The organism is Coleofasciculus sp. E2-BRE-01 (assembly GCF_040221695.1).
Classification (GTDB): Bacteria; Cyanobacteriota; Cyanobacteriia; order Cyanobacteriales; family Coleofasciculaceae; genus Coleofasciculus.
Genome location: NZ_JAVKEA010000174.1, coordinates 12,319 through 30,609 on the forward strand (window position 1 = coordinate 12,319; position 18,291 = coordinate 30,609).

Annotated in this window: 17 protein-coding genes; 8 read left to right on the plus strand and 9 right to left on the minus strand. The window is 46.5% G+C overall.

Annotation, left to right across the window (positions count from 1 at the left end):
* Positions 1-44: 44 nt before the first annotated feature.
* Entirely contained in the window at positions 45-1,238 is a 1,194-nt protein-coding gene (locus RIG66_RS21320) for an extracellular solute-binding protein (RefSeq protein WP_446380740.1), read from the minus strand.
* Between the two features lie 430 nt (positions 1,239-1,668).
* Here RIG66_RS21320 and RIG66_RS21325 point away from each other — a divergent pair, with 430 nt between their 5' ends.
* On the plus strand, positions 1,669-2,088 hold the full coding sequence (locus RIG66_RS21325) for a hypothetical protein (RefSeq protein ID WP_446380741.1): 420 nt from the start codon (positions 1,669-1,671) through the stop codon (positions 2,086-2,088).
* Positions 2,089-2,101: 13 nt separating this feature from the next.
* Here the strand turns inward: RIG66_RS21325 and cobT are convergent, their stop codons facing one another.
* From cobT to RIG66_RS21350, 5 genes are all read right to left on the minus strand, one after another.
* On the minus strand, positions 2,102-3,208 hold the full coding sequence (cobT, locus tag RIG66_RS21330) for a nicotinate mononucleotide-dependent phosphoribosyltransferase CobT (protein ID WP_446380742.1): 1,107 nt from the start codon (positions 3,206-3,208) through the stop codon (positions 2,102-2,104).
* A 41-nt stretch (positions 3,209-3,249) separates the two neighbouring features.
* Positions 3,250-4,212 (minus strand): cysteine synthase A, encoded by a 963-nt coding sequence (gene cysK, locus RIG66_RS21335; protein WP_446380743.1) that lies wholly within the window; start codon positions 4,210-4,212, stop codon positions 3,250-3,252.
* A 34-nt stretch (positions 4,213-4,246) separates the two neighbouring features.
* Positions 4,247-4,750, minus strand: coding sequence for a DUF4278 domain-containing protein (locus tag RIG66_RS21340; RefSeq protein WP_446380744.1), 504 nt, complete (start codon positions 4,748-4,750; stop codon positions 4,247-4,249).
* 211 nt (positions 4,751-4,961) lie between these two features.
* A complete protein-coding gene (locus tag RIG66_RS21345; protein ID WP_446380745.1) occupies positions 4,962-5,795 on the minus strand; it encodes a DUF2232 domain-containing protein in 834 nt (277 codons plus the stop codon).
* Between the two features lie 134 nt (positions 5,796-5,929).
* On the minus strand, positions 5,930-6,637 hold the full coding sequence (locus tag RIG66_RS21350; protein ID WP_044208048.1) for a Crp/Fnr family transcriptional regulator: 708 nt from the start codon (positions 6,635-6,637) through the stop codon (positions 5,930-5,932).
* 456 nt (positions 6,638-7,093) lie between these two features.
* Here RIG66_RS21350 and RIG66_RS21355 point away from each other — a divergent pair, with 456 nt between their 5' ends.
* From RIG66_RS21355 to pgsA, 4 genes are all read left to right on the plus strand, one after another.
* Positions 7,094-9,445 carry a hypothetical protein gene (locus RIG66_RS21355; RefSeq protein ID WP_446380746.1) on the plus strand — a complete coding sequence of 784 codons (2,352 nt, stop codon included), beginning with the start codon at positions 7,094-7,096 and terminating at the stop codon, positions 9,443-9,445.
* Between the two features lie 429 nt (positions 9,446-9,874).
* Positions 9,875-11,605, plus strand: coding sequence for a hypothetical protein (locus tag RIG66_RS21360; RefSeq protein WP_446380747.1), 1,731 nt, complete (start codon positions 9,875-9,877; stop codon positions 11,603-11,605).
* A gap of 748 nt (positions 11,606-12,353) precedes the next feature.
* Positions 12,354-12,989 (plus strand): sugar transferase, encoded by a 636-nt coding sequence (locus tag RIG66_RS21365; RefSeq protein WP_446380766.1) that lies wholly within the window; start codon positions 12,354-12,356, stop codon positions 12,987-12,989.
* Positions 12,990-13,393: 404 nt separating this feature from the next.
* Positions 13,394-13,951: a CDP-diacylglycerol--glycerol-3-phosphate 3-phosphatidyltransferase gene (pgsA, locus tag RIG66_RS21370; RefSeq protein ID WP_446380748.1), complete on the plus strand. Its 558-nt coding sequence runs from the start codon at positions 13,394-13,396 to the stop codon at positions 13,949-13,951.
* On the opposite strand, the gene RIG66_RS21375 is transcribed toward pgsA, so the two are convergent.
* On the minus strand, positions 13,897-14,832 hold the full coding sequence (locus tag RIG66_RS21375; RefSeq protein ID WP_446380749.1) for an NAD-dependent epimerase/dehydratase family protein: 936 nt from the start codon (positions 14,830-14,832) through the stop codon (positions 13,897-13,899). The two genes, pgsA and RIG66_RS21375, sit on opposite strands and share 55 nt — an antisense overlap.
* A gap of 225 nt (positions 14,833-15,057) precedes the next feature.
* Between RIG66_RS21375 and RIG66_RS21380 the strand changes: the two genes are divergently transcribed.
* Positions 15,058-15,216, plus strand: coding sequence for a hypothetical protein (locus RIG66_RS21380; RefSeq protein WP_446380750.1), 159 nt, complete (start codon positions 15,058-15,060; stop codon positions 15,214-15,216).
* A gap of 216 nt (positions 15,217-15,432) precedes the next feature.
* On the opposite strand, the gene purU is transcribed toward RIG66_RS21380, so the two are convergent.
* Complete coding sequence (gene purU / locus RIG66_RS21385) at positions 15,433-16,302, minus strand: formyltetrahydrofolate deformylase (RefSeq protein WP_446380751.1); 870 nt, start codon at positions 16,300-16,302, stop codon at positions 15,433-15,435.
* Positions 16,303-16,411: 109 nt separating this feature from the next.
* Between purU and RIG66_RS21390 the strand changes: the two genes are divergently transcribed.
* Both RIG66_RS21390 and RIG66_RS21395 read left to right on the plus strand, forming a co-directional pair.
* Entirely contained in the window at positions 16,412-17,182 is a 771-nt protein-coding gene (locus tag RIG66_RS21390; protein ID WP_446380752.1) for a gamma-glutamyl-gamma-aminobutyrate hydrolase family protein, read from the plus strand.
* Between the two features lie 271 nt (positions 17,183-17,453).
* Positions 17,454-18,026, plus strand: coding sequence for a hypothetical protein (locus tag RIG66_RS21395; protein WP_006102018.1), 573 nt, complete (start codon positions 17,454-17,456; stop codon positions 18,024-18,026).
* Between the two features lie 16 nt (positions 18,027-18,042).
* On the opposite strand, the gene RIG66_RS21400 is transcribed toward RIG66_RS21395, so the two are convergent.
* Positions 18,043-18,255 carry a hypothetical protein gene (locus RIG66_RS21400; RefSeq protein WP_446380753.1) on the minus strand — a complete coding sequence of 71 codons (213 nt, stop codon included), beginning with the start codon at positions 18,253-18,255 and terminating at the stop codon, positions 18,043-18,045.
* Between the last annotated feature and the right edge of the window lie 36 nt (positions 18,256-18,291).

The window sequence follows — 18,291 nt, forward strand, 5'->3', positions numbered from 1 at the left end:
AATGAATCATCAGTAATAGAAGTTGCATCAATACACTGAGTCTGTTACACCAATCGAATTCTACGAATGTTTTTCCACAGAGCTTGATACTGCTGACTTGTACTGTTAGGTAGAAGATGCAGGAATTCACTGTTATTGAAAACAAAGGATTCGGGTAAAAGTATCGAATTGTTTCGTAGTGGGTTAGGTAACTCAGCCGGATTCAGGGTAACCAGTATCGGTGAAGCCGCATGACTTAATAAAGAAATATCGATCGCGGATTGTTGTCGCCAGCAAAAATCAATCCATTGCTGAGTCAATGATTGGGACGTTTCTGGTTCTGGCGATTCAGCAGCCGTCTTCTTCACAGCAGGTTGTACCCACACATCTGCCCAAAGAGAGGTTCCTGAACGAGGAATGACAGCTTGAATTTGGCGATCGCGTCCGCGCAGGGATAGGATATCGGTAGACCAACCCACGGCTAACCAGGTATCGCCTAACACTAAGGGTTCTAGATAGTGATCTGAACTGTAGAGTTTAACCTGTTTATGCAGGTCTAAGAGTTCAGTTTTCAGATTGGGGACTTGACTCAAGTTTGCGGTATTATAGGAAAATCCTAATTTTTTCAAGGTCAACCCAATCACCTCTCGCGGACTATCAAGTAACGAAATGCGATCGCGTAATTCTGGACGCCATAAGTCACTCCAATCTGTCGGTGTCCACCCTAATTCCTCAAACTTATCCCGGCGATAGGCAATTACTACCGTCCCCCAGCGATAGGGTGCGCCCCAGATTAATCCCGATTCGTCAAGTTGTCCTTGGCGATTGCGTCTGACAATCCCTTGCCAACGCGGGGGTAACTGTTCCCATCCTGGTAATGTTGACAGTTTTAGGGGTTGAATCAGTTGCTCACCGATAGCAGATTCTAACCAATAATCTCCTAGTGTGACCAAATTGGCGATCGCGGGAGGTTTGCGACTAATCAGAGGAAGGGAAAACCCAGGCGAGGATTCTGGGTTTTCTGATTGTCGTTTCCACACCCGAAGGTTCTGGTATATATCCTTAAGTTGGGCTTGTGGGTCAAACTTGAGCCTCACGGGTGACTCCAGGGTTCGGCGAAATTCAGCCAATAACTGAACCGGAATTGAATTTTGCAACAGTCCTACATTTAAAGCCGTTGACTGTCTATTGCCACACCCAGACGCCAATTGCCCCAGTGCTAGGGCGCTAGCGCCCATGAGAAAGGAGCGTCGTTTCATCCCAAAATCTGCTGAATTGAGTAAAAATACTATGTTGTATACGCTTGCTCCCAACAAACTAACACAATTTTGGTGTTCTGTGAGACTGACAGCCAAAGAATCCATCTGCTATACAAGTGACCAGTGTTCCGTAACTCGTTGAGTAAATCTGGGAACTTATCCAGAGTTCGGACTGAGTTGAAGGCACAATTGTAAATAAAATATTAAATAGTTAGATCGGCGACATTGTAAGGAAGACAAAGCTAAAATCTAGAAAAAAAGGTGATTAAAGCCCAAGATAAAACATTTTGAGGGTTAACTTAATGGTTGAAACTTGTGCGCTGTGAACAATTAGCCGGATATAGGGATATGAATTGTCTCAAATAGTTAAATGAATCCGCAGGAAGGTAGCTTTTGAGTGTAAATTGACTAGCATGAAATAGAACTCGCTATGGAAATTGGTAATCAGATGGATACAGTTCAACAGCAAATCAACGCCCTAAATTATAAAGTTGATGCCATATACCAAAGTATTGAGCAACTCAACAACAAGGTATCCCAGTGTCTCCCTGAAGTCCCACCGATGTCAACTGTAGACTCTGAGCTACAGGCATCAACCGCAAAGGTTAATGACATCCCCGTCTATGCGAATCCCCAACTGCTGGACTCTGGGATGGAACATAAAGATATCCTGATCGAGGATAACGGTGAAGTCGCTCAATTTCATACGAATCACAACGGAAATCATAATTCAGAGAATTTCCTGTCTGCTGATGTGCAAGTGCAACGTCTCACCGCCCAATTGACCGCCGCTTACAATCGCATTGCGGCTTTAGAAGAACAGCTTCTCGCCCGCCGTATTCACTCTTGATCATCAATCCGGGTTAATGGTGTTGAGCCAGAAGTGCTTGAATGGCTTGCAGTAATTGAGTAGTGTTCCATCCTTGGTAAAGATGGGAGGCGATCGCACATCCTCCCGCACCGACACCTTCCTTGACATATCCTTGTTCGTAAGCCCGTAGCTGCGGATAACTTGACTGGGCAAAACTTAAGTCAGTTGCCAAAAGGGGAACATCACCGATCGCTCGTGCTAATCCCACAGTATCACCCGTGGGATCATCTGCCACCCAGCGAGTTGTACCGACAACCACCTGCTTAGGTTGCCATGGTAAGGAATCAAGACGAAGAAGCGCCAACGCCCGTGCTAGTGCATAAACCGCCAGCATTTGTGTCCCTCCAGCTAACAAAACACCAACGCTTTGACTTGCCCCAATCACCATTCCGGCGGCTGTAATTTGCATGGGATCACCGACGGCGGCGACTAACTCGAAGGGATCAATGAATTCTGCCAGTTTCTCTTCCCAGTCTGCCTGTTGTAGTCCAATCCGAACGATTTCTGCTTTTTGGCGATGATTACAGTGCGGATGGCTGCTATTGACTTTACCCATGGCGGCAATACCCAACCCTGTCAATACGCTCAAAGCCGTTGTGGTTCCGCCAACGACGCATTCAGCAATCATTACATATCCGTTTGGGGTCAGAGTTGCCAGCTTTTGACCCCAAATTAAGCCTTGCTCAAATAGCTGTTTTACAGTATTGATGGGCAAGGCTTTTCCGGTGGTTAAACAGTTAGCGGGTAAACCTCCTAAATCTATAGCTGGGACGGCTGGCGGTTGAGGTAAACCCGCATTGAATAGATAAACCGGAAGGTGACAAGCTTCAACGACAGCACGAGAAATCAGGACAGGCGACGCCCCAGCATCCAAGGGAGGTAGAGGATACTGAGGATTGGCAGTAAAACCATTAACTAAGAATTCAGCATCCGCGATCGCAGTATACTTCCGATCCTCTGGAGTTGCCCCAGCCGCAGAAATGCCGGGGATTAACCCTGTTGCCGTAAATCCTAAAATGCAAGCGAGTAGGGGCGGTTGTCCCCGATACTGCTGCAACCATTGATTTCCTTGAACAAACTGGGTATAGATGCGGATCAATTACAAAGGACGAATGACAAAGGACAAATGACCAATAACCATTAAACTAGGACAGGTGTTTCGGATTGATCCAGTTCTCGAAATAAAGGCGTACTCAAATAGCGTTCGCCAAAACTGGGCTGTACCATAACAATTAACTTACCCGCATTCTCCGGACGTTTCGCCACCCGAATTGCAGCACATAAAGCGGCACCGGAGGAGATTCCCGATAACAACCCTTCTTCTCGTGCTAAACGGCGACCAAAAGCGATAGCATCTTCATCACTGACTTGAACCACTTCATCAATCAAGTCTGTACGCAAAACTTGAGGGACGAAGCCAGCACCAATCCCTTGAATCTTATGGGGTCCAGCTTGTCCGCCAGAGAGAACTGGACTACTGGTCGGTTCAACGGCGATCGCGGTAAAATCGGGTTTACGTTGCTTAAGCACTTCGGCAATACCAGTAATCGTACCACCAGTACCAACGCCAGAAATAAGAATATCGACCTGCCCCTCAGTATCTTCCCAAATTTCTTCAGCCGTCGTCTCCCGATGAATTTTGGGATTAGCTGAATTCTGAAACTGTTGCAGCATAAAAGCTTCAGGAGTGCTTTCGGTAATTTCGTTGGCTCGGCGAATTGCTCCTTTCATTCCCTCGCTTCCGGGTGTCAGCTCTAGTTTGGCTCCATACGCTTTCAGCATAGATCGCCGTTCCATGCTCATCGTATCGGGCATCGTCAAGATTAGCTCATATCCTTTAGCGGCGGCTACCATGGCTAAGGCAATACCTGTATTCCCCGATGTTGGTTCCACTAACACCGTTTTTCCAGGATGAATCTGACCCGCTTCTTCTGCTGCCTGAATCATACTCATCCCGATGCGATCTTTCACAGAAGCGGCAGGGTTCATTCCCTCCAGTTTCACCACAATTCGTCCTACACATCCCTCGGCTTGAGGAATCCGGTTGAGCTGAATTAGGGGAGTGTGACCAATTACTTCTGTGATATTATGAGCAATCCGCATAGTTTCTCCTTATCAACGACTCGTCACTTCAGAGTTAATCTATCCTACCGCCTTTACTCCAATTACTGTTTTGGGTTAATTCCTGTTCTTTTACCACAGGTATCAGCGATTTTTGATCGCTAACGCTAACCCCTCGATATTTCAAGGGTAAGAGAGTTGACGTAGCCGGAGGTTTCACTAAATGGTGAACTCTCAAAGCCTGACCCCGATATTTTCCGATCACCTCATCTTCCGTTACCTCAACCTGGGCAGGGCTTAGGTCATAGTTAACGCCTCGATAAACCAGCTTAACGTTATTCTCATCCAGCAATGAGGACTCTGTGGCGGGCTGAGACGATGAAGAACTGCGTCTATGATTGCTAAAAATGACTAATGCCAGCAGCAATAATTGAATTTGCCAGGGTGCTAAACATAACGTTACAACTAAGCTAACTAAAGCAATGGCAGCGACAAGATAAGCCATTTCATTAGCCAATTGTTTAAAAAGATACGCAGTGACGAGGAAAATCCCCAAGGGAATGATAAACAATAAAGACATATCTAGTGACCTGTAACCTACTTAATCTGTTATCTTAGCGAATTACCAACGTATCAACAGGTGAGCCAACCCTGTTGTAGCAATATTGACAGATAAGTAGTCGGACAAAATTAAAGTTGATGGTAGGAATCGTCATTTATCATACTCGCTCCCTTGAGAAGAAAGCTACGTCATTCTTCTTATCTAAGGGTTTGAGGCGTGTTTACAAAAATTAATAATCCAGCAAAACTTGTACCCACTGAGGCGGACGAGGAATGGGACTTTTCAGGCGATCAAAGATGAGTAACGCCACCAGATGAACCACAAATAAATAAATGGCATTATTGATCACAATTGCCACAATTGCCACCAACTGAATTAACGTTAAACTGGGTTGAGCCAGCAACCCCAGCTTGACAAACCCCCATTCCACTAATTCGGTAATTTGAGTCATCACATAAACCCACAGATCCTCACTCAAAAGAATCGAGAGTAACCAAAAGCGAAAAAAGAATCCTAAAGTTCCTAGTAGCGTACCAATCCCAATCGAAAATAACCAATTGGCTTGACGTTTCCACAACGCGCCCAACTGAACGCCCATCAAACCGTAGGGAATCAAAAACAGGATACTGCGGGTTGGTCCTTGTAGCACCGACAGCAATAACCCTGAAACCAGTGCCGCCATCCAAGAGGCTCGATTTCCCCGACGCATATACACCAAGGCGATTGGCACCGGGAAAAACATCTTCAAGACTGGACCGAGGGGAAAATAATAATTAATTAGCCAAATCAAACTCGCTGTACTGGCGAGGAACGCCGTTTCCACCATGACGACAGTGGTATTGAATTGTCGCTGTTGTGCCTGCTGTTGGGGACTCGCCGAATTTCTGTCCTGATTAGGGATTAGCCTTTCAGGTCTAGTATTGGTTGATGGTTCCGTCTCTGGCTCTAGTTCCTCCACCAAATCCCATTCGTCATTAACATTTTCTGAGTCCTTCGAGGAGGATTCAGTATTCTGATCGGGATTAGGGCGAGGCACTTGGGCATCCTCAAAAGAATCGCTCATTCAGCTTTTATCAACGCTTGATCAACCTCCACTTTAACGCCCCTTTCACCTCGACATGATCGCCTGATCCCCTTGCGTAGGTAAATCTGCCTCAAACCTTACCAATGACAAAGGACATAAGACAAATAACACTTCTAAGCAATAATGCGTTCTAATGCCGCCAGATCCGGGATAAACATAATATCGTGTTCTCGCTTAATCAAGCCTTTTTTTTCTAGCTTCGTCAAAACTCGCGTCACTGTCTCCCGCGCCAATCCACTCAAACTGCTTAACTCGCGATGGGGTAAGTTGGGAATCTCAGTACCTTGCTGTTTGAGTTTACCCTGACCCTCTGCCAAAAACAGGAGCGTATCTGCCACTCGTGAGGTACTATCCGACTCTCTCAGGCGGAGACGGCGATTAACTTGGCGCAAGCGCTTTGCCATAAGCTGAGACAAACGAACCCCGGCTAAAGGTTCATCATGAATAAGCTGGATAAAATCCTGGGCAGGTATACTGCCAATCGTCGTGGGCGTTAAGGTAATCACATCGGTAGAACGAGGCACCTCATCCAGCGCCGCCATTTCGCCAAAAATTTCCCCCTTCCCTAAAATGTTGAGGGTCACCTCTTTCCCTTCCAGGTTATAGGTACGAATTTTTGCCCAGCCCTCCAAAATGAAGTAAACCGAGCCACCCCAGTCATTCTCCAGCAAAATAACTCGATCCTTGGGGTGGCTGCGAGTAACAACATGAGAAGTCGCTTGATTCACACTGGCTTCTGGTAAGCCAGAAAATAAAGGAGCAGTGCGAATCAACTCATTAACATTAGAGTTCATTTCGTGTGAGCTGTATCGATCATCCATGAAGCCAAACCACATTGTATACGCCGTGGACAAGTACGGCGATTTGTTATCCTCAAAAACTTAAGCAAGTCCCTTCCTGTTCCACAACAGACACAAAATTGAGTCGTTGTGGTACAAGCGCCCCTCATCACCCCATCCAGACCCGCCATAATGGCAGATACAAGGGACTTATGTCCTGATCGATGAACGGCGCTATACTCCCTCGAAGTGCCTTCAATTCTAATCCTATTGGAAATTAAAGCTAATCAGCCGGAGATTGGTACACAGCTATTATGCTGCATATTGAGGGAGATTTAACAACTTAGATGCCTGTAATCAGGACTTGAGAGGACATCGGTTAGCCAGAATACGTTTTCAGACTAGGCTAACGGCAAGCGTTCAAGTTCCTACATAATAAAAGCAGGCGATCGCAATACCTCCTGCGAAGCGTGAACATAAGTTGTCAGGCGTTCCACCGTGACTAAACAGAAGAAAATCCAATCGCTGATTGCTGATATTGACAGTCTCCTTGCCAAGTTTGGCTCCCGTTTCCCTTGGTCTAAACCCAACGATTTAGCCCGCGATCGCGAACTCCTAGAACGGGTGCGTCGCTATCTGCTGTCGATGCAGTCAGAGGAGATGGCAATGTCGCCATCCCCCGAATCAGCCATTACACCGATTGTGCAGGCGGTTGCCCAAGAAATGGAGAGCATCCGCCAACAGGTGACAGAACCCTTGCAGGCTGAATTGTCAGCATTACGTCAACAGCGAGAGTCCTTAACTCAAGAAATTCAGCACCTTGAGCAGAAGAAACAGCAATTACAAAATACTGTTACCGCTAAAGGGAGGGGACAAGAACAACCTCTCCCAGAATTTGCTCAGGATTTAATTCACCAGTCAACCGAACGCCTGACCCAGCAACTGGCTCAAATCTTACTGAATTTAGAAGCCCAACTGCTCAACGCTGCATCGACATCGGGATCACCAGGGCAACCTACCTCTGGGATAATGTTACCTCAAGAACGCTTAGAGCAACTGCGGCAACTGCAACGAGAGAGCGATCGCATGTTGCTCAATCTCGATGCCAACCAACGGTCACTCTTTGATGCACTCGATCGGGATCTACAGGGGTATCAACAGTCTTTGTCTCAAGGACTTGACAAAATGCATCGCTTGAGCAATCAAGGAGAGCTGTTATTTACAGCCCTGGTCAATCGCCTCGCCCAGCTATTGGGACGAGAAACCTCAACCTTGGTGCAATCGTCTCAACCTTGGTCAGAGGTGACAGAATTATCCCAGTCAGTGCCTGATTCAACGTCATCGACGTCAAAACAAGAGGGCATTTTTGTGGGCATTGATCCAGTGTCTCAGCCTGAATTCAATGTGACCCTATCTGCCAATGCCTTAACCCCATCCCCACCAACCCAGGCTCAACTGCCGTCTAAAATTGCCGATCAGCAATGGACGGAAGAACTCGATACAGAAAATTTAGGAGGCAATCCCCTAGACGCCTTGATTGGCTGGGATATGGATACCTCTATCTCAGACAAGGATTCAGAATTTCAAGACCTAGATTTCCTCTTAGGCATCGATAGTACGCCGGAGTCCACACCATCATCATCCCCCTCAACCCCAATCTCTCAGGCGGACGCCAAGCAACCCGTAGACCCAGAGGTTGCCGATCAAACTGAAGTCGAGAACCGCCACCATGAAATTGATGAGTTGTATAATACCCTATTTGGCACAGACGCTGTCCCCGACTCTAATACCCCTCCTCCAGCCAATACCGCCGAAGTGACGGATGCGGATACCTCAGCGACATCAATCACTACAACGGACTGGCAAGATGACCGATCCCCGGATCAGGCTTTTGGTGAGACTGAATCGGTGGAGATTGCGGATTATCTATTTGACGGATTCACTGATCCGGCTGATGAAACAAATTCAGCCGAACCCTGGATTGAAGGCATCAATCCTGATCAACTATCCTGGGAAACCTTATTATTTGAAACGCCAACACCTGACGCCCCGATTGAGTCAGAGATAGTCGCCACGCCAGAACCCGCCACTTATCCTCACCAGGAAAGGTTCGGCGAGTCTCAAGACGTTAAAACAATTACCGCCCTAACCGATTTACTCGATGAAATGGGGTTAAGTTATTCCCCCCCCGTAGCCGATATCCCATCCATAGCGGCGACTCGTGAGGAAGAATGGTTTTTGGAACACCCTGGAGAAACTGATTCCCCCGTTACCTCAGTTGAGGATCACTATATTCCCGCCTCACCCGATGAAGATTTGCTAGTCAGGGATGAATCGCAACAGTTTTCCGGTCAAGAGATTAGGCTAGACCAAACTACCCTCCAGCAGCTTAGTGAAGACCTACACAGCTTTGAAGCCGAAGACCATCTGAATATTGTCCCTCAGCCGTCCCCGTCTCGCGATCGCATCGTCTCACCCCCAAACTTCGATTTAGACTCAATCCAGTCATTGCCCATGTCAGAGGAGTTGTTGGCAGAAGATTGGGAAGAATTTGCCCTCCACGACTTATCCCAAGAGGATGTTATCTTCCCAGATTGGCAACAGACTACCCCAACTGACCGAGACTTTCGCGAACCTGATCCCTTGGTGAGTGACTCTGAGGAAACGACGCCACCACCATCCCCAGAATTGGAGGATGTTTCTGATGATGTGTCTGAGGAATCGATTGACTTAGAGCAAGACAATGTGGTAGAAGAATATGTCTTGGAAGACTCTGTGACTCCTGATCAACAGTCCGTGAGCCAACCTCAAGAAACGTCTTTAGAGGATGGCGAACAAAATAGGGATTAGAGTAGGGACACGGCAGTGTCCATTGGTGTCAACTTAAGCTTAACCCCTCACCCACGCCAGCCCTCACCCCCAGCCCCTCTCCCAAGCTTGGGAGAGGGGAGCAAGAGGGGAGCAAGAGATCAAGAGGGGAGCAAGAGATCCGGTTCCCCTTCTCCCGTGCAACAAAAGCGAAGCATCCTCTGTCCTCCCCCGTGCAAAAAACGCGAAGCATCCTCTGTCCTCCCCCCTCTTGTAGGGGGAACGAGGGTGGTAGGGGGGAACGAGGGGGGTGGGAGTTGGGGTTAGGGGATGAGGGGGAAATGTCGAGAAGTAGATAGACACAGCTTAAAATCTTGCCAGCATTGGTTTTCTACCTTAAATTGACGCGGATGGACACTGCCGTACCCCTACAGGTAGGTAGGTGGTGTGACTTGATTATCGAATTGGCTAGTGGATACTAATAATCCTCTCTGGTACTTAGGAATTGATTTCGGCACCACGGGGCTGTCGGCTGTGGTGTTGAACAAAAACACAGGTCAGCACTACCCTTTATATTGGCAACGGGACTCGTCAACCACCAATCATGATTCAGGCGATCGCGTATTTCGTTTACCGACACAAACCTCCGCGAGTCCTACCGTGGCAAAAACAGCAGGAATAAAGGTGTCCACGGTGAAACCCTATTTACCCTTGGCAATTCCTTACTATTCCCCAGAACGTCGTCAGTGGGAACCGATGTTAGTGTTACCGGATGGACAGGTTCCTCTATATTGGGTGCGGCGATCCTTACAGGCAATGTTAGCCACTTTAACCCCAGAGACTATTCGCACCAAGGTGTCATTGCAGGTAGGGGCGATGGGTCTAGAATCAGACGTACTGGCAGACGTTTTAGCACAACTGGCAGGTGTTATTGTCAGTTATCCAGTCGATTGGGGCGATACCTACCAGATTAATGTTCGGGAAGCAGTATTGGCTGCCAAGTTAGTCAAGGAATCGCAACAAATTGTCTTCTTAGAAGATGCGATCGCGTCCCTCTTAGCCGCTTTTCCCACGCCTGAACCCGCCTCTCCCCCCTTGACGCCTGAATCTACTACACTTGGGCGTGGCTGGACGTTGGTGATCGATAGTGGCGCAACCACCACGGAATTGGCATTAGTGGATTTGCCTTACAATCCCCGCCAATTAACCTACGCCGATTTTAAACTTCAAAGTTGGTCTTACGCAGGTGAGGCGATTAATCAAGATATTATATGGCAGCTAATCTACCCGCAGATGTCTGAGGCGCAATTAGCACAACTGAATCTTAGCCAGGATTTAGAACCCCCCTTACCGGGTCAACCTGACCCCAAAAGACGCGATCGCGCTTTATTTGAGTTACAGCATTCGGTGTTAGGACAGGCGCTACTGAAAGCGGCTGAATACTTGAAGCTGATTTTGCCACACAAAACCGAATTTACCCTGGAATTGGGTGCGTATCGCTGGACGGTGCAGCAAAAAGACTTCAACAGTGCCATTATCACACCGTTTATTGAACAACTCAACCAACAGGTTAACCGACTACTGATTCAAGCCGGACAATCCCAACAGGCGATCAGTCAAGCTATCTGTACGGGAGGAAGCGCTAAGTCAAACAGGGTGAAGCAGTGGCTTCAGGACAAACTACCTAATTCTGCACTGATCCAGGATACTGTATCGTCCCCGCCTTGGGTCGCTACTGGATTGGCGAGGTTACCCCTGTATCCCCATGTCTTTAATCGCTTTCAGCAGCAATATAGTGACTACTTTCTGCTATTAGAACTGCTTAAGGCGTTTCCCCCGACAGAGAAGGAATCAGGAATTCGGGATTACACTCTGGCAGAAATTAAGCAACGCTTAGAACGTCAAGGTCTCAACACAGTCGCCTGTGATGAACGTTTAATCGGGTTTTTGCACGGTGAGTTACCGTCAGGATTGATCCCAACTCGCGATCGCCTACAGGGGTTCTCTTCCGCTTCTTTCCCAGATTTTCCTGATGCTGATCTAGCTGATGCCAAACTGTTTTCACCCGTAGGCGATCGGCTATATCGTCCCAATTTCCAGCAACACGAGCGTCTACGTCAATATCTTAAACTGATTGTATCCAGTCTATCTCAAAGCTTTGATGAGCCTTTAATTATTAATTTTCATCATTTCTATAAATAAAAGCTATCAACATACTTTAGAGACGTTGCATATAGCGTCTTCTTATGAAACATAGATAGGGCTTGCTGCACAAGTGTGTAAGGTAGAACAGATAGGGCTTTCAAGCCATTTTCCTACCCAACAAGTGCAAGGTTTTTACACTATAACCGTCTTGCATTCTGGGATTGCAAGCCGACCTAAGCGCCGAATGTTCCCTCAACAGGGGGTCGAAACCATTGCCCAGACACACCGAGCGTGTTACCGAGCGAAGTCGAGGTGTTGCCTATTCCCCATTCCCTCTCCCCACCACAAGATTTATTCAGCAGCCCCTACTTATTCAGTAACCTCTAAATCAATTGTGAAATGGCAACCCTCACTGGCTAAGCGTTTCAGCTCCTTTTATTTTCACGCCTCATTTAAACGGGCTATGACTCTATAATCTATATCTTAGGATAGATGCCAAAAGTAAAGTCATTACTTAAACCCTAGATCGCGCTTTCAGCTTTGATTAGAAATTGTGAGATTGGGTAATCCTCGTTCATCTCAATCCCTAATCTTCATCATATCTTCATAAAAACTGCATTCAGTCACTATAGAATTGTAAAGAATTCGTGAAGTGTATCCTACGGACTATTTTTTTTTCGCAAACCGCTCAATAATATAGAACATAATAATCGGCTAAATAACTTACAACTTGTAATACAACTGAGCTTACACTGTGTTTACTACACCAAACTGTTCCACACCCTTACCGGGTGATCCCTCCCAGATCCAAAGTTTCTCTCGGTTAATTGTGCAGCATCAGTCGGCAACCTGCAAAATTAAACGTCTCATGGATATTCTGGGAGCCGTATTTGGTTTAATCCTGACGGCAATTCTTGCCATACCAATTGTGATCGCGATCCAGATTGACGATCCCGGTCCTATTTTCTATCGTCAACTTCGCTGTGGTTTACGAGGTAAATCCTTTCGCATCTTGAAATTTCGTTCAATGGTTGTAGATGCTGATCGCAGGCAACATTTGGTGCAAAATCAGGCAAAAGGTCATATCTTTAAAAATACCAACGACCCTCGCATCACTCGTGTAGGTCGGTTTTTGCGGCGCACCAGCTTGGATGAATTGCCTCAATTTTGGAACGTGCTTAACGGTGAGATGAGCTTAGTCGGGACTCGTCCGCCCACCCTGAATGAAGTACAACACTACAAGCCGCATCATTGGCAACGATTGAGAACTAAGCCAGGAATGACTGGAGAATGGCAAGTCAATGGTCGCTCTAGTGTGATTGATTTTGAAGATATTGTGTCGATGGATCTGGCTTATCAGCGCAAGTGGTCTCTTATCTATGACTTCCAGCTCATTCTGAAAACGATTGCTGTAGTTCTGAAGAAGCAAGGAGCGCATTGAACCGACCTGTATCTCGGTTTAAGTTGCTATTGCTGAAAAAATTCTTTGTAATTTTTCAATCCTTAATATTTAAACAACATCCAGCAATTAAAGTTTTCTCAACCTAACTCGATTAAACTAAAAAAATAATGTTCAGGGACAATTGTAGGGGCGGGTTTAGGGACAATCGTAGGGGCGGATTTAGGGACAATCGTAGGGGCGGGTTTAGGGGCTAAATTCAGCTATTCACCATTAACGGAACAACAAAACCCGCCCTGCCCCACCATTAACGGAACAACAAAACCCGCCCTCCTCACCATTAACGGAACAACAAAACCCGCCCTCCTCACCATTAACGGAACAACAAAACCCGCCCTCCTCACCGAGTAACAGCCCAACAAAACCCGCCCTGATTTATAAATCTGATGACACTACCCACATGGATTACATTTTCTCGATTACTGGGACTGCCCTTTATTCTATACGGACTGCATGATCCCACAGATCAGACGCGCTGGATTTGTCTGGCAATCTTTCTCATCGCCGCAGGTACGGATTGGTTAGACGGCTATCTGGCGCGAAAACTGGATCAAGTGACAGATTTGGGCAAATTTCTTGATCCGTTAGTGGATAAATTATTAGTCTTAGCCCCCCTTTTAGCCTTAATCGAATTGGGTCAAGTTCCCGCCTGGGGTGTGTTTCTAATATTAGCGCGGGAATTAGCGATCGCGGGTTGGCGAGTGAACCCCAATTTGACCCAGGAAATTAGTGGCGCAAATATTTGGGGCAAACTCAAAACCGTAACTCAAATTACAGCAATTGCCCTGTTAATTGCACCACTTCCTCCGGTGTGGGAGATGCCATCCCTTGTCCTATTTTGGTTATCGGTTGTCCTCACCCTAATTTCTGGCGGAATTTACCTTGTGCCTCAACTCGCGGCTAATAGTTGGTCATCCAATGAGAAATCTACCTCCGCTTCGTGACGCCCAGATGCGAGGTAATCGTTTTGGAACGAGTCCTTCAGCCCTGATATCAAGTCATACTCCGGTTCCCAGTCGAGTTGAGTCTTAGCTTTATGGACATCCGCAAAAAAGTGTTGGGTTCGCAGGGGGAAGGCTTTGCGCTTGCCAAAATCAAATTTTTTGGGGTTGTAATGTAAGAGGTCAAAATCCTCTGGAGATTTACCCGCCGCCACAATACAGGCGTTTGCCAAGCCGTCAAAGGTGACATAGCGATCGCCGGATACATTATAAACTTGTCCAATGGCGTGCTGGTTCCCTAGTACCAGAGACATGGCACGGGCTAAATCTTTACAATGTCCCAGTTGTGTGATATATAGACCACTACTGGGAATTAGGATCGGGCGATCGCGAACAATACGGTCAAAGAACCAGGCTTCTAAGTCATTGTAGTTTTGAGGTCCATAGATATAGGTTGGACGAATCGCGGTAAAGGGAATTCCTTGGGCGTCTAGATACGTTTCCGTCTCATGTTTACCCTTGTGACGACTTTTGGGATCAACGGGATCGCCTTCAACATGGGGCATTTGGTCAGATTGTAAATAGACCCCCGCCGAACTCATATAGACAAAATGCTGTACTTTGTCTTTAAATATCTCCACTAGGGGTTGAGTGTCACTGAGTTCCCGCCCATTATTATCAAAAATGGCATCAAACGCTTCTCCTGACAGCTTTTCCTTGAGTTGGGTAGCGTCTTTGCGATCGCCGTGAATCTGTTGTACCCCTTCAACAGGGGCGGGTTTATTCCCTCGGTTGAACAGTACCACCTCATGTCCTTGTTCAACCAAGATTTTGGTTAAGTAGACTCCGATGAAGCGAGTACCACCCATGATTAAAATTCGCATGATTATCCTTTCTGTCTAATCCCGTATGGAAATTTTACAGGTATTTGTCATTCGTCTTATGTCTTATGTTATTCGTCGTTTGTCATCTGTCCTTGGTTACAGATTTGTCATCCTTCATCCAGAGTCCGTCACCTCAAAAGTCCTGATCCAAACCACCACCAGAGAATTAGTAATCTGATCGCCCTCGTTGAAGAGCGATCGTATTGCCTAGATTACCGCATTGCCATGGTTCAAGACTACTCTATCGATTTTACCGACTACCTGCGATCGATTTGCGGTGTCTATGAACAGTGGTGGAAGCTTGACAAACTGACGGAGACGATATATGTGCAACAGGATGCATCGGGAAACCTGCGATCGCCTTTTCAGTTTAATAACCCCTAGAATACGAGTTCGTAGTCAGCGCTTTAGCGCTTCTGGCACGCTTCGTGCCTACTACAAACTTTTTTAACCAAAGAAAGTTCTAAAATTAGAGAGTACAATCCTAATCTATCAGTGCAATGACTAGCCGCGACTAAATGACTAAATAACCTTTATTTAGCCAGAAAAAATGAGACGTTCTAGGGAAATAGGCATAGCCATACCCTCTACAGATTTTACTTAAGCAAAAACCACAGTTCGATTCCCGTAAACTAACACCTGATGCTGTAAATGTAGGCGTACTGCCCTGGCTAATACCACCCGTTCTAAATCTTTCCCCTTGCGAATCAAATCCGCCACATTATCCCGATGATTAATTCGCACCACATCTTGCTCAATAATCGGTCCAGCATCCAGTTCGGGTTTGACGTAATGAGCCGTTGCCCCAATAATTTTTACCCCACGTTGATAGGCACGATGGTAAGGTTTTGCTCCCGTAAACGCAGGCAAAAAAGAATGGTGAATATTGATAATTTGAGAAAATTGCTCAATAAATTCAGGACGAATAATTTGCATGTACTTAGCCAAGACCACCAGATCGATATTATAGTGACGTATCAGTTCAAGCTGTTTTACTTCTTGTTCGGCTTTATTGTCTTGAGTAATCGGAATGTGGTGAAAGTCAGCGCCAAACTGTTCGCTAATCGGTTTTAAATCGGGGTGATTGCTAATAATTAAAGGAATTTCCGCCCCCAACTCCTGGGCTTTTTGCCGCCAAAGTAAATCGAACAGACAATGATCTTGCCGACTCACCCAAATGGAAATTCGAGGCACGCTATCCGAGAAATGAAGCTGCCATTTTGCCTCTAGGGGTTGGGCAATTGCCGCAAATGCTGGGTCAATCAACTCCCGTGGTAGGTTAAAATTATCTAATTGCCACTCAATGCGGGTGAGAAATAGCCCGGTGTCAAAGTCTGTGTGCTGGTCTGCATGAATGATGTTACCGCCGTTAGCATAAATAAAATTGGCAAACTTGGCAACTAATCCCGGTTGATCAGGACAGGAGATTAACAGCGTAGCCGTTTGGGGTTGATGCGTTCCCTTGCTCATTTTTTTCCCTGTAGCTGAAATTCATCGCTGAGAATGCAGTGATTCTATCAATTTATTCCGTAAAAATTGTATAGGCTAAATCAGAAAACCCTTATCAACGCTTTCCTTGATGAATCCAAAGCCGATGACACCGCCAATCATTGGAATTACCACCTATAACTATAAGCCAACGGGAAATTTTTATTCCCCGGCAGGTTATACTCAGGCAGTCCAGTCTGCTGGAGGGATACCCATTTTGCTTCCGCCTGTTCAATCTGATCCTACGGTTATCCTGAATCAGGTGGATGGGTTAATTTTTACAGGGGGGGGTGATATCGATCCCGATTTCTACAATGGTTCCCCTCATCCGACAATCTATGGCACTGATCCGGAACGAGATCAGGCTGAATTGGCACTGGCGAAACTAGCATTGGCGAAACACAAGCCTGTTTTAGGGATTTGTCGCGGCTTAGAAGTGCTGATGGTAGCGAGTGGGGGTGATTTAGTCCCCCATTTACCAGATGAATTTGGGGAGGATATCTTGCATCGCGAGGAAATGCTGAAACCGAGTCAGCATACGGTGCGGATTTATGCCGATAGCCAACTATCTGGAATTATGGGAGAGGAAGAACTTACTGTTGTCTCTTGGCATCATCAAACCGTGCGTACAATACCTTGTGGTTGGCAGACTGTCGCTAAAGCCGAAGATGGCTTAATTGAAGCATTAGAACATAAACAGCATCCTTTTGCGATCGCGCTGCAATGGCATCCGGAACTCTCCCTCCCAGATTCCCGACATTTCGCCATTTTCCAAGCGTTGATTCAAGCCGCAAGCTTTGATCAAGACGAATTAAACCTGAATAGTTTTCATTTGCAGACGACAGGCTGGGGATGTGGATAGGGGTGACTGAACCAGGGTTGTGGTGAGGGAGAGCGGGGGAAGCTTGGGGAGCAGGGGGAGCAGAGGAAGCGAATGGTACTTTTGCCTGTTGCCTTGTCCCTACTCATAAAGGGGGTAGTTAACCCTGATTTGGTATGATTGCTAATTTGATGCAGTAATAGAATTGAATTTATTCTTAAAATGCATGGATTATCCTCATTTCATGCCTCAATATAAGAAACTGCAAAGTAGAACACTCCTCGATTGAGTGGCAGACATTGCAGTAGGTAATATGATTAATCGATTCATTCCGGAGGAACTGGCGATTGCGCCTGCGTATCCTGCCGGATATCCGCCCCATCTCACCTTGAGAGAGGTGTCCATTGATGGCAATACCTCCGTCCAGATTTGGTCGCCTAAATCAGATGCCATCTTGCTACCTGAAGAGGTAAACCTACTTAGGAGCGATCGCCTGCGGGTGGAAGTGATCTGCTCTAGATTAGTTTGGTTACTTGGAGCAAATTGTTCAGAAAATGATGACTATTTAGGAGCTAACGACAAGTTAATTTATCAATGGGAAGATGTTACCTATTTTGCGGGTAAATATGGGTTCAACCCTAACGTTATTGATATATTGTTTTGTCCTTCAACGATTCGCCCGATTTATGGATCATCAGTCCAGCGATTCGGCACACATTTGCCAAACACCCCGGTACAGTGGGTCATGGAACCCGCCTGCTGGGAAATCTTTTTCCTGGAAATTAAACCCGTGGTTGGGGGATTTAAGGCTGAACCACGTAGCCAACTTTTATCGGTTATCGTTTGGACAGGTCAACCGATTAGTAAAACGGTAGTCGATACCTGATTGTTCGGATAAGCGGTCATGCATCTAAATTGGGTATTAGTAGCGAGCAAGATGCTCGCACTACAAGGATTTTGCTATTATTGACATTCAAGATTGAATTTTTCTCCCCCGACTTCCCCATCTTCCCCATCTTCCCCATCTTCCCCATCTTCCCCATCTTCCCCATCTTCCCCATCTTCCCCATCTTCCCCATCTTCCCCATCTTCCCCATCTTCCCCATCTTCCCCATCTCCTTGTCCCCCAAACGCGGTAGATTCAAGTCAGC

Excerpts from the sequence above, each read along its gene's own strand:
- RIG66_RS21320 (WP_446380740.1), bottom strand. The coding sequence starts at position 1,238 with ATGAAACGACGCTCCTTTCTCATGGGCGCTAGCGCCCTAGCACTGGGG.
- RIG66_RS21325 (WP_446380741.1), top strand. The coding sequence starts at position 1,669 with ATGGAAATTGGTAATCAGATGGATACAGTTCAACAGCAAATCAACGCC.
- cysK (WP_446380743.1), bottom strand. The coding sequence starts at position 4,212 with ATGCGGATTGCTCATAATATCACAGAAGTAATTGGTCACACTCCCCTA.
- RIG66_RS21340 (WP_446380744.1), bottom strand. The coding sequence starts at position 4,750 with ATGTCTTTATTGTTTATCATTCCCTTGGGGATTTTCCTCGTCACTGCG.
- RIG66_RS21345 (WP_446380745.1), bottom strand. The coding sequence starts at position 5,795 with ATGAGCGATTCTTTTGAGGATGCCCAAGTGCCTCGCCCTAATCCCGAT.
- RIG66_RS21350 (WP_044208048.1), bottom strand. The coding sequence starts at position 6,637 with ATGGATGATCGATACAGCTCACACGAAATGAACTCTAATGTTAATGAG.
- pgsA (WP_446380748.1), top strand. The coding sequence starts at position 13,394 with ATGACACTACCCACATGGATTACATTTTCTCGATTACTGGGACTGCCC.
- RIG66_RS21375 (WP_446380749.1), bottom strand. The coding sequence starts at position 14,832 with ATGCGAATTTTAATCATGGGTGGTACTCGCTTCATCGGAGTCTACTTA.
- RIG66_RS21380 (WP_446380750.1), top strand. The coding sequence starts at position 15,058 with ATGGTTCAAGACTACTCTATCGATTTTACCGACTACCTGCGATCGATT.
- purU (WP_446380751.1), bottom strand. The coding sequence starts at position 16,302 with ATGAGCAAGGGAACGCATCAACCCCAAACGGCTACGCTGTTAATCTCC.
- RIG66_RS21390 (WP_446380752.1), top strand. The coding sequence starts at position 16,412 with ATGAATCCAAAGCCGATGACACCGCCAATCATTGGAATTACCACCTAT.
- RIG66_RS21395 (WP_006102018.1), top strand. The coding sequence starts at position 17,454 with ATGATTAATCGATTCATTCCGGAGGAACTGGCGATTGCGCCTGCGTAT.
- RIG66_RS21400 (WP_446380753.1), bottom strand. The coding sequence starts at position 18,255 with ATGGGGAAGATGGGGAAGATGGGGAAGATGGGGAAGATGGGGAAGATG.